The 12,274-nt window shown below is 60.3% G+C and carries 7 protein-coding genes; all 7 read left to right on the forward strand.

The genetic code is table 11. From position 1 onward, the window contains the following. Positions 1-17 precede the first annotated feature (17 nt). The 7 genes from ACZZ0O_RS06355 (at position 18) to ACZZ0O_RS06385 (ending at position 12,239) form a co-directional block, all read left to right on the forward strand. Positions 18-3,218 (forward strand): TonB-dependent receptor, encoded by a 3,201-nt coding sequence (locus tag ACZZ0O_RS06355; RefSeq protein WP_463590304.1) that lies wholly within the window; start codon positions 18-20, stop codon positions 3,216-3,218. 13 nt (positions 3,219-3,231) lie between these two features. Then, on the forward strand, positions 3,232-4,209 hold the full coding sequence (locus ACZZ0O_RS06360) for a pectinesterase family protein (protein WP_115526657.1): 978 nt from the start codon (positions 3,232-3,234) through the stop codon (positions 4,207-4,209). Beyond that, positions 4,209-5,237: a pectate lyase gene (pelA, locus tag ACZZ0O_RS06365; protein WP_055852922.1), complete on the forward strand. Its 1,029-nt coding sequence runs from the start codon at positions 4,209-4,211 to the stop codon at positions 5,235-5,237. The genes ACZZ0O_RS06360 and pelA overlap by 1 nt, the downstream gene beginning before the upstream one ends. Before the next feature lie 207 nt (positions 5,238-5,444). Beyond that, the gene (locus ACZZ0O_RS06370; protein ID WP_463590305.1) at positions 5,445-9,290 is read left to right on the forward strand and encodes a LamG-like jellyroll fold domain-containing protein; all 3,846 of its coding nucleotides are present in this window, start codon (positions 5,445-5,447) and stop codon (positions 9,288-9,290) included. Between the two features lie 186 nt (positions 9,291-9,476). Next, the gene (locus tag ACZZ0O_RS06375; RefSeq protein WP_463590306.1) at positions 9,477-9,686 is read left to right on the forward strand and encodes a hypothetical protein; all 210 of its coding nucleotides are present in this window, start codon (positions 9,477-9,479) and stop codon (positions 9,684-9,686) included. 353 nt (positions 9,687-10,039) lie between these two features. Then, entirely contained in the window at positions 10,040-10,945 is a 906-nt protein-coding gene (locus tag ACZZ0O_RS06380) for a hypothetical protein (RefSeq protein WP_463590307.1), read from the forward strand. A gap of 658 nt (positions 10,946-11,603) precedes the next feature. After that, the gene (locus ACZZ0O_RS06385) at positions 11,604-12,239 is read left to right on the forward strand and encodes a hypothetical protein (RefSeq protein ID WP_463590308.1); all 636 of its coding nucleotides are present in this window, start codon (positions 11,604-11,606) and stop codon (positions 12,237-12,239) included. The last annotated feature ends 35 nt before the right edge of the window (positions 12,240-12,274 follow it).

Raw genomic sequence — 12,274 nt, forward strand, 5'->3', positions numbered from 1 at the left:
AGGGAGAGAGCCGCATCATGCAAGCCCGTTCGTGTCGTCCTGCCCACGCGGCAGGCGCCCGCCTGTCCGCCGCGCGTCTGTCGGTGGCCATTGTGCTGGCCTTGCACGGTGTCGGCGCTGCCGCGCAAACCGTCGGTCCGCCCACCACGCCCACCGATCCGGTGGATCTCGACCGGGTGCAGGTCAAGGCAACCTATCGCGAAAGCCTGCAGCAATCGCTGGACGCCAAGCGTTACAGCGTGGAGCAGGTGGATGCGATTTATGCCGAAGATATCGGCAAGTTTCCCGATCTGAATCTGGCCGAATCGATGCAGCGCATCGCCGGTGTGTCGATCGACCGCGAAGGCGGCGAGGGCAAGCAGATCTCGGTGCGCGGCCTGGGTTCGGATTTCACCCGCGTGCGCATCAACGGGCTGGAAGCACTGGCCACTGCCGGTAGCGGCAGCGATGGCGTCAACCGCAGCCGTGGTTTCGACTTCAATACCTTTGCCTCCGAGTTGTTCAGTCGCGTCACCATCAGCAAGACCCAGTCGGCGCAGATGGACGAAGGCTCATTGGGCGCCACTGTCGATTTGCGTGGCTCGCGCCCGTTCGACTTCGATGGCTTTGAAGCCGCTGCGTCCACGCAATACGGCTACAACGATCTCTCGCGCGAAAAAGACCCGCGCTTCTCCGGCCTGATCAGCAACATCTGGGCCGATGGTCGCGTCGGCGCGTTGATGTCGGTGTCCTACAGCGAGCGCCATCTGCGCGAAGAAGGCTACAACCCGGTGCGCTGGGAGCACGGCAACTACCGCAACTCCAACCAGAGCACCGCCACCAACAACGGCACCTACGGGTTCTGCTCGCCAGTGGGCTACAACCCGCAAACCCCGCGCAACCCGTTGTCGAATGAAACCCGCGCCGGCGTAGGCTCGCAGGCCAACCAGGACCGCAACAACGGCTGGGGCAGCTACGGCCTCAGTGCCACCAGCTGCGGCACCGGCATCGCGCGCCCGGCCAATACGCCCGAAAACATCCAGGCCTACGAAACCGCCACCGATGCCTGGATTCCGCGCTACCCGCGTTATATCCGCACCGATCACGAGATCAAGCGGCTCGGTGTCACTGGCGCGCTGCAATTCAAGTTCAGCGACGACACCTTGCTCAACGTCGACCTGCTGTATTCCAAGTTGGACAAGGACCAGCGCGAAGATTCGGTTGGCGCCAACCTGCACCGCACCGCCAACTTCGGCGGCAAGACCCAGATTGCGGTGCGCGAAGCGCAGGTGGACGAGCAGAACCGCCTCACCTACGGCGTGTTCGACAACGTCGACTACCGCACCGAATCCAGCACCATCGAAGAATCCACCGAGTTCAAGCAGTTCAACCTGGACCTGGCGCACCGCTTCAACGACCAGGTGCGCATGACTGCATTGGTCGGCCATTCCACCTCCGATTACGAGCGCCCGGTGTTCTCGCTGGTCAGCTTCGACAACACCAACCTGGACGGCTTTGTGCTCGACCGGCGTAACGGTGGCGACTACCCCAGCATGACCTTCCCGTTCGACGCCGCCGACCCCAACAACTGGCAGTGGCTGGGCTATGGCGCGGTGCCGGTCAACAGCAATGGCACCGCGCGCGGCACCAACATCAGCGAAGTGCGGCTCAATCCGCAGTCGGTCAGCAACACCTTCGACACCGCCAAGCTGGATCTGGAATTCAACATCAATTCCACCTTCACCTTCCGCACCGGTCTGGCCTACAAGGACTACGACATGGAGACGACCGAGTCGCGCCATGTCTCCTACGGTCGCCTGGCGCAGGCGTTGCCGGCCGGCGTGGGCGTGGGCGATCTGAACACCACGTTGGACGGCTTCGGCCGCAGCTTGAACGGCAACTTTCCCACCACCTGGGTGATTCCGGATTTCCAGAAAGTCGCCGACCTGCTCAACATCAATTGCAACTGCGATACCGGCGTGCCCGGTGGCGATTACCGCCTGGCCGATGTCGGCCATTTCGGCTCGTCCAACAATAATTTCGCGGTCAACGAAAAGAGCCTGGGCACGTATCTGCAGCTGGATTTCAATACCGACCTGTGGGGTCGCGCGCTGCGCGGCAACCTGGGCGTGCGCTACGTGCAGACGCAGATTGCCGCCAGCGGCTATGCACCGTGCACGGCCACCGCCTCCGGCGCCATCTCGCCTAACTGCGAGTCGTTCTTCGGCGTGGCCAGCGCCACCGCCAACCCCGGCGAGCGCCTGCTGGTGCCCACCACCGTCAATCACAACTACCGCGATGTGTTGCCCTCGTTGAACCTGTCCTGGGACGTCAGCGATGAGGTCGTGCTGCGCTTCGGTGCGGCCAAGACCATGGCACGCCCCACGCTGGCCTACCTGTCGCCCAGCGTCAGCGGCGGCCCCACCCAGTTCTTCGATGACGGGCGCTTTTTCTCGATCAATCTGGGCAATCCCAAGCTCGACCCGTTCCGCTCCACCAACTACGACCTCAGCGCCGAATGGTATTTCCGCGAAGGCTCGCTGCTGTCGGCGGCGGTGTTCTACAAGGACATCCAGAGTTACGTGCAGCGCACCCGCGTGCTCACCACCTGGGAAGCGATGGGCTACTCGCTGGATCTGCTGCCCGCAGGCTTTACCCCGGACACCATCTTCAATGTGCAGAGCTACTTCAACACGCCCGGCGGCCCGCTCAAGGGCTTCGAGCTGACCTATCAGCAAGCCTTCGATTTCCTGCCCGGCTTCTGGCGCAACTTCGGCGTGCAGCTCAACTACACCCAGGTCGATTCCAAGATCAATTACCTGTTCAGTACCGCCGGCAACAGCAATACCAGCATCACCACCACCACCACCGAGCGCGACCTGCTCAATCTCTCGCCGCAGTCCTACAACGCCACCGTCTATTACGACGACGGCCGCTTCAGTGCGCGCGTGTCCACCAGTTATCGCGATGGCTACATCAACAACATCCTCGCCCAGGAAGACGTCTACGACCTGGACGGCAAGCGTCTTGTCACCGCCGATGTCACCGGCAAATACAGCGTTGAAAACGTCGATTTCAACATGTCCTACAAGCTCAACGACCACCTGTCGCTGACCTTTGAGGCGATCAACCTCCTCGACACCCCCGACCGTCGCTACGTCGATTCCACGCTGGAACTGCCGGACAAATACACCGTCACCGGACGCCAGTACTACGTCGGCGCGCGCTACAAGTTCTAACAGGAGCACAGCAATGCAACTGCATCGCAGGATCGTGTTACGCAACCTCGCCGCCACCGCCATGCTGGCGGGGCTCTCGCTCTGCAGCACGGTGGCCCTGGCCGCCGACCCGGTCTACACCGTGGCCAAGCAGGGCAGCGCCGGCTACCGCACCGTACAGGCCGCCATCGACGCCGCCGTACAGGGCGGCAAACGCGCGCAGATCAACATCGGCGCCGGCACCTACCAGGAACTGATCGTGGTGCCGTCCAACGCACCGGCGCTCAAGCTCACCGGCGCTGGCCCCACCCAGACCATCATCACCTACGACAACTACGCCTCGCGCATCAATCCGGCCACCGGCAAGGAATACGGCACCTCCGGCTCGTCCAGCGTCATCATCGCCGGCAACGACTTCACTGCCGAAAAACTCGCCTTGGGCAATCACGCAGGCCCGGTGGGGCAGGCGGTGGCGGTGCGTGTGGATGGCGACCGCGCTGCGTTCCGCAACGTGCGCTTCCTCGGTTACCAGGACACGCTGTACCTGCGCGGCGCCAAGCTGTCGTACTTCCTGGATTGCTATGTCGAAGGCACGGTGGATTTCGTGTTCGGCGCCGGCACCGCGCTGTTCGAAAACGTACAACTGCACTCGCTGGGCGATGGCTATCTCACTGCCGCTTCCACCCCACAGGAAAGTGCGCGCGGCTTCGTGTTCCGCAATGCCCGCGTCACCGCCGCCAGTGGTGTCTCGCGCGTGCACCTCGGGCGCCCGTGGCGACCGTATGCCAGCGTCAGCTTCATCAGCAGCCAGCTGGGCGCACACATCCTGCCCGAAGGCTGGAACAACTGGGGCAACACCGCCAACGAGGCGACCGCCCGCTACAGCGAATACCAGAGCAGCGGCAACGGCGCCAACCCGTCGCGCCGCGTGAAGTGGTCGCGCCAGCTCACCGCTGCGCAGGCCGCCGCGCTGGACCGTAACACCATCCTGGGCAGCTGGAGGCCGTTCTGATGATCCGCTTATCGACACTCGCATTCACCACCGCATTGCTGCTGGCCCCGCTGTCGGCCATGGCCGACAAGATCGCCGACAACATGTTGCTGCTGCAGACCGCCTCCGGTGGTTGGTCCAAGCAGTACAAGGGCGTGGCGGTGGACTACACGCGCACCTTTACCGCCGCCGAAATCGCCGAGCTGCAACAACCCGGGCGCAAGGACGACGCCACCATCGACAACAAGGCGACCACGTCCGAAATCACGTACCTGTCCACCGCCTTCAAGAACGAAAAGAACGCCAAGTACATCGCTGCCGCACGCCGTGGCGTGGACTATCTGCTCAAGGCGCAGTACGCCAACGGTGGCTGGCCGCAGTTCTACCCGGACCTGTCGTCCTATCACCATCAGATCACCTACAACGACGATGCGATGGTGCGTGTGCTCAACCTGCTGCAGGACATCGGCGAGGGCAAGGGCGACACCGGCGCGCAACTGCGCAGCAGCCACGGCGCACGCGCAGTGCAGGCAGTCACCAAGGGTCTGGAATGCGTGCTCGCCACTCAGGTCAAGATCGGCAGCACGCTCACCGTGTGGGGCGCGCAGTACGACGAAGTCACGCTCAAGCCGGCCAAGGCACGCGCGTATGAACTGGCCTCGTTGTCGTCCAGCGAGTCGGTGAGCATCGTGCGGTTTCTGATGCGCCAGCCCAACCCGTCGGCCAAGATCAAGACCGCGGTGCAATCGGCCGGTGTCTGGTTCGACACCCACCGCATGCGCGATCTGGCCACCAAGAAAATCGACGACCCCAACCAGGAAACCGGCAAGGACGTGATCCTGGTCGCGCAACCCGGTGCGTCGTTATGGGCACGCTTCTACGACCTGCAAAATCAACGCCCGTTGTATGCCAACCGCGAGGGCAAGGCCTTGACCGACTACATGCAGGTGCCCAACGAACGCCGCGTCGGCTATGCCTGGCATGGCACCTGGCCGGACAAGTTGTTGAAGGACGAGATCCCCAAGTGGAAGGCCGCAAACGGGCTGTAGTGGACGCAGCGATCGCAACTCCGCACGCGGCGCAGGCTGGCGCGCGCAGCACCCAGGCACGGCATGTACTCTCGTACGTGCCGGCCCGCGTGCTCGCCGCCAAGCGTGCGCCGCGTGCTGCGTTGTGGTGGCACGTTGCAGTGTCTGTCGCGCATGCGGTGCGGCAGTGGTTTTGAAAGAGACGAGGTGCGTGTGCTGAAGGTTTGGATGGGTTTGTTGTGTCTGATCGCGCTGCCGGTGAGTGCGGCCACCCCCACGGCCCCGGAGTTGCTGTTCCGGGTCTCGGCCGATCGCAGCCTGGAGGCCGATGTGGCCCGCGGCGATCGCGTCCCCAACTTCCGCGACAAGATCGCGCTGGTGCCCACCGGCAAACGCGGCAATGCCATCGAATGGGCCGACGACGGCGTGCTGTCGTGGAATGCGCCCGGCAACCTCTACACCCAGCGCGGCACGCTCGGCTTCTTCTGGCGTGCGCGTTACCCGGTCGGCGAAGCGCCGTTCGTGATCTTCCGCGTCGGCTATGCCGACCACACCAGCTGGGACATGGCCTGGCTGCGCATCGACTGGAACGGCCACGGCTTCGATGCCTTCGTCACCGATGCCAACCTTGCGCGCACCCGCGTCTCCTTCAAGCTGGATAAAAACCCCAGCGCCAGCGCGTGGACCCACATCGCCTTTGCCTGGGACGAAACCCGCGGCGTGCGCCTGTACGTAGACGGCAAAGAGGCCGCACGCGTGGACTGCGGTGCACCCTGCACCAACGGCGGTGCGCTCGATTACGATGCCGCACTCGACCAGTTCGGCCTCGCCGGCCGCGTCATGTCGCCGCATCAGGTGCAAAGCCGCTACAACTTTTTGCGCGGCAGCGATTTCGACGAGATCCGCATCTACGACCGCATGCTCGATGCCAATGGCGCTGCCGCACTTGCCCGCCTGCAAGAGCCCAGCACCGCCGAGCCGCCCACCCAGGCCGCCCAAAGCGCCGCCTTCCTGCACCGCTTCGGTTGGGACAAGGGCCACGCACCGCCCGTGCTGGACGCACCGGTCACCAGCATCCGCAAGGTGGAATTCACCGACGCGCGCGACCTCAAACAATGGATGTGGAAGGCCACCGACGGCATCGCCGAAACCACCTGGCCCGGCGTCTACAACCGCTCGCGCCTGCCGGGGCGCAACGATTACTTCCAGCTGCCCGACTGGAACACCTACGTCGAAGGCGGCAAGGCGCTAGACCTCACCCTGCCGGACGAGCCGGTCAACCGCATCGAGCTGCGCGGCGCCGCCTACGGCCAAGCCACCTACGCCACGCCCAATGCCCCAGCGCAGCCGCTGTTCGAGCGCAAGCAAGGCGTGGTGCGCAGCGTGGACCAGTTCGCGCCACGCCGCGGCGGCACGCTGCGCTTTGCCAATACCGCGCAGGAAACCCCTATCCAGGAAATCTGGGCCTACAACGTGCAACCGGGCGAGGTGCCCAAAGGCAGCGTGCAACTCAGCTATACCGTGCGCAGCGATATCCAGCCCGACTACGACAACCTCGCCTCGCTGCGCGACTACATCGCCGGCCGCTACCCGCTGAGCGAGCGCCAGACCGTGGTCGCGCTGCCCACCAAGGCACCGGCCCGCAAGCGCCCCAGCGACAAGACTGCTAACACCGCGCAGCACCCCATCGTGCACATCCTGGTGCCGTCCAGCCTGGGCGACCCGCCGCCCGACCAGGCGCTGATGCGCAGCTGGTCGTACGGCTGGGAAAACATGCACGACGGCCTGGACGGCATTGCCATCACCCTGCCGGCGCTGAACCTGCCGGCCACCCACAACGGCAGCATCCCGCTCAACATCCGCATCAAAGACCCCATCTGGCCCGCACGCGACATGATCGATGTGTCGGTCGCGGTCACCCCCGGCCAGCCGCGCACGCTGTGGCTAGACCTGCGCGACCGCATCTTGAGCAACGACAGCCTGATGCTCAGCATCGCCGCCGCCGCGCCCGGCTTCGATGCCAACGCACTCGACGGCACCCAGTTGCAGCTGGTGTTCAAACCACGCGCCGAGGCCATCACCGAGCACGTCGCCGATCGCTTCAATCAGGTCAAGGACAACTGGGGCTTTTTGGTCGAAGAACACACCACCTCCAAGCGCCAACTGCTCTACAAGCGGCTGGACGCCGACATCACCGACCTGCTGCGCGTGGACCCGGACCACGCCCTTGGGCGCGAATACTGGAACGACATCAGCTACGCCAACCAGGGCACGCTGCCTGTCGAGATGCCTGCAGTGCCCAAGGGCGTGCCCGCCTGGGCGTTCTGGCAGCTGCAAGACCTCAGCGCCACGCGTCGCTACATCCGCTGGTGGATCGACCAGCGCCAGGTGGCGTACGGCGATTTCGGCGGCGGCATCTCCGACGATTCCGACCTGGTGCAGCAATGGCCCGGCGTCGCCCTGATGGGCGTGGACCCGGACATCCTCAACGCCTCCATGCTGGCGCTGTCCGATGCCAACTACCGCAACGGCATGTTCACCAACGGCCTGTCCACCATCGAAACCGACGAGCTGCATTCCTACGAAGAGGGCATCAACCTCAACAGCGCCCTGCTGTATCTCAACTGGGGCGACCCGCGCACCGTCGAGCGCCTGATGGAAACCGTCAAAGCCTTCGACACCATCATCCAGGTCAACCCGCAAGGCCACCTGTTGTTCGCCAGCAATTGGTTCGGCGGCCGTAAGGTCTACCGCGAGCCCAACTGGCAATGGCAAAAGCCGTACTCCTTCCCCATCGTGCACCCGGCCATCATCCTGGGCGGCTTTAATGCCGACCCCAACAGCCGCCGCATCGTCACAGGATTAGCCGACGGCTATCTTGCCCACGCCTACACCAACGCCAAGGGCAACTGGGCACTGCCCAACGAGATCAACTGGCAAACCGGCAAAACCCGCGGCGGCGAACTGTTCGAAGGCAGCGGCGGCGCCGACACCTTGCACACCTTCTGGGCCGCCTACCGCTTCACCGGCGACGAGCGTTATCTCAAACCGATCAACTACCGCGTCGCCAACAGCGGCCCCAATGGCCTGTCGCTGCTCAACGAAAACTTCCTCGACGTCATGGGTAAGCGCAGCGACTGGAGCGGCAAGCTGCTGGATACCGCAAATAAAGACGATGGCAGCGCCCCGGACTTCCCGCATCATGTCGCCTGGGAGCAAACCGGCAATCTCGATTATCTCGCCAGCCTTTACCGCAGCGAGGCAAGAGAGAAACTGCAAAACTTCTACATGAACACCGAAGGCCACTGGTGGAGCGACCGCGTGGAATCGCCCACGGTCAACCTGCAACGCGCCCGCTTGGGTGGCGTGGCCCTCAAGCGCAATCAAACCTATCCCGGCCACACCGTCAGCTGGCGCTTCGCCGATCCAGAAGCCGCCACCCAAGTGGCCATCGCCATCCCCGCACCCCGGCAAGACCGCTTCACCGTCATCGCCTACAACACCTCCAGTAAAGCTCAGCGCGCCAGCATGACCGGCTGGAACGTCGCCCCAGGCCAATGGCGCATTACCCAAGGCGTGGACCGCGATGGCGACGGCAAGCTCGACAGCCCAGCCAAAACGCGCGAAGTGGCGTTCGAAAAAAGCGCGGCCATCGACATCGACTTCCCCGCAGCCCGCACCACCATCCTGCAGCTCGAACGCATCGCAGCCACCACCCCGGTCGAACTGCGCCCGGACCTGGGCATCGGTCATGGCGATGTACGCGTGACTGCAGATAGCATTGAGGTGACCGTGCACAGCCTCGGCCACGCCGACGCACCGGCCGGGTTTGTGGTGCTTGAGGATGCGCGTGGCAAGGAGCTGGCAAGAGCGGCATTTCCGGCACTCGCGGCACCACGCGATCTGCGGCCAATCACCAAGCAGGTACGCCTACCGCTGCCCAACGCCGCAAGCCTAAAAACCGCACAACTACGCGTCATCACCGATGGCAACGTCGCAGAGATTACCGACCTCAACAATATGCTGCCGCTGCCAACACCAACCACCGCACCAACGACAAAAAACAGCCCATAACCAACTCACCAATCCCTTCTCCCGCAAGCGGGAGAAGGTGCCCGAAGGGCGGATGAGGGCAAAGCCGATAAAGCCAACGATCACTCGCGCAAGCGCATTGACGCAACCCCAAAACTCGGCGAGGATCAAAACACGCAGTATGTAACGCAGCCGCAAAGCCAAAAATTTCTTCAGGGGTAAGAAAAAATGTTGAGCAAGGCATGGAGCATCGTGGCACTGACTGTGGCCGCACTCGGTTTGTTTACCGCATCCGCGCAAGCGCGCGTCAGAGCCTCCGGATCGCACCACACCACCAGTCACGGCGGTCACTACAGCGCAGGCCACGGCGCCTCGCACAAGGGTGGCAGCTACCGCAGCACAAGTACCAGCAACCACTATCGGCGTCACAAGTCCTAGCAGGCCTGCAGCCAACGCCACTCGGAAGTGCAGCGTAATGCAAGAACCAGGACGCGAAGAACGCGCTATCAAAAACTCCTGAAGTTACTGGCTGGCCTCGCCGATGGCATGCTCGCGGCGACAGGCGCATTGCTGGTGGCGCTGGTTGCAGCAGGCCAGGTACGTGAAGGACAGACGGGCGCATTGATCAGCGGAATTGGATTTCTGGTAATGGCCACTCACTGCCTACCAACTCATTCGAGCCGACGTCGCTCAGAAACGCGGCTTAATTCCAGCGTTAGGGCGCATGCCTGCCCCGATCACGACTTGTGAGATAGAGTTGATCTAGTCTGAATTTCCTACAGGGGGAACCAATGCAAGCTACGTACTATCAGTACTATTTCACGAAAGGAAACGGACAGAAAAAATATCGGGTAGATTTGCGGCCGTTCCTTCAGAAGTACTGCTCATGGAAGACGCCCGTTTTCAAATCCAAATTTGAGCATGCGGGAGAACGCCTCTATCTCATTCATACTGTTGGCGACCAGTACTTATTCTTGCACACGTTAGACAAGGAAATCATCAAGAAGATCGACTCAAAAAATCTAACGCTTGGCGACTTGAAAACATACCTCGCTGGAGACTCGGCTGGCTTCGCGTCATATCTTAATTTCCGCGAAGATTTTTTTGGGATTGCCTGCAAAGTTCTTTCACCGCGTGGCGCAACATTTTCAAGTTACATAAATCAAGTTATTGAGTCTCTCAAACTTCCTTACAAGTTCCACGCCGTTGCGCTAACCCATCAGATGCAGCGTAAAGACATCTCCAAGTTAAGTCGTGTCGGAAAAATTACCGTGGAACTACAAAGAAATAACCAGCTTCACGAGGACTTGATTGAGTTCATAAGCGGAAAGACCGGGCAGAACTATGCAGAGGTCGGCCCTATAGAGATAACTATAAGACCAGAAAAGAGGCTCGGTAATATAAAGGCCATATTGCAGGGCGTCTCATCACAAATCGGAAAGAAAGGTGTTACCGATTTTGAAGCCCGCGCGGTTACTGCTATAGCAGACAAGGTCATAGACGTCTATCTCGTTGGAGAAGGGGCAGTTCGCCACCCAATCAGTGGCGACACTGACGCAAAGATTCAAAGAGATTTCGACAAGCAAATGAATAAGAACGCGCTTCTTCAAGAAAAGCTTAAGGAAATGAGGTCAAGTGCCAATGTACAGAAAGCTACGTTTGCTGACCTTGATAATCCTACTAAGCCACGGGCTTAGCTATTGGATCACATTTCTTATACCTAATGGAGTTGCAAAAACCATCAACGCCGTCCCTGGGCGCATTGAGTCACTAGCAGCTCTCCTTGCTAGCTTCGCTTTCACTATGCTTGGGTTCTTGGCAGCGGTGCTTGCTTTGTTCGGAATTATGTCAGGGTCATCGCTACTCGCTAGGTACAAAAAGCACGGACACTTAGCAACCTTGCTGCTCGTGATGGGCGTAACAATGATAGAACTTGTTCTGACATTTGCATCTTCTATATCCCTGTATTTCGAACCATTAACAGACAGTTACGCTCAACTCTTAGCTTGGCTCATCACGACAAATTTTGTGATGCTGCTACTGAGTACATTGCCCGTCGTTATGCTCGTCAAAGGCACGCTAGACAGCATCAGGGATGACTAGCCATGCGCCCTAAAAAAGTACAAGGTCAGGTTCACTTTTGAAGTCAGTACTACCTATTTTCTATAAAATTAATGCTGTCTGTGGTGTAAATAAAATACGAGGTTGTAGTTAAGAATGTCTGAGCAAGCGAAGTCTATTGGAGCAGGCTCGAAGTATGCTTACATCTCGAGCTTGTACTTCGTAGCGGTAGGAGTTCTATACCTATGGGGTTACTGGCCCACATTCAATGTGAATATTCTCGAGTATGCTGGCTTGACCGACGTCATTAAGACTGCAGCCTACCCAATTGCATCCCTGTTTGTGTTCTTTGTGTTAGGTGCCGTGATGGGGGAACTTTTGGCTTACGGAGATTTGCTTCCCCCAGGGGGAGGAGTAAACACCGCGACGGGACGATTTCTTCAGAAGTTTGCTCCCTTGCTGATTATGGTCTATCTCTCAGTTACTCTATTATTATTTTTATTTGGGCCAGATGAAAAGTGGCGGATACTTCCAGTGCTTGTGGGACTTCCACTTTATCTGCTGGGACTTCGATTTGAGGTGCTTTCAGACCTCGTCTCGCATAAGAATATACGATCGATATTTATTTTTGTTTTGTCTGTACTCCCTTTTTTTGCATATGGGCACGGCAAGCTACGGGCGCTCGGAGTCTTGTCTGGAGAGGAGTATTCTTTCACGCCGAGCCAAGTCGGAAGTGTGCTTGCTGGTGTCGAGCCAATTGAAAAAAGGCCGCGTTACCTCGGCGTGGCCGGAGGTAATGTCTTCTTTTACATTCCCGAACACCGCTCGACAATAGTGGTAGCGATAAGTGAGTTGAAAGTTCTGGAGCTTCGCAAGCAAGTGAGATCTTCACCGTCGCGAGAGCCTAAACGAACAGCTACCGAGAAATAAGCGGCTAGGGCGTTCTTATGCTTCTTCAATGTCTG

The organism is Xanthomonas sp. AC360 (assembly GCF_979258225.1).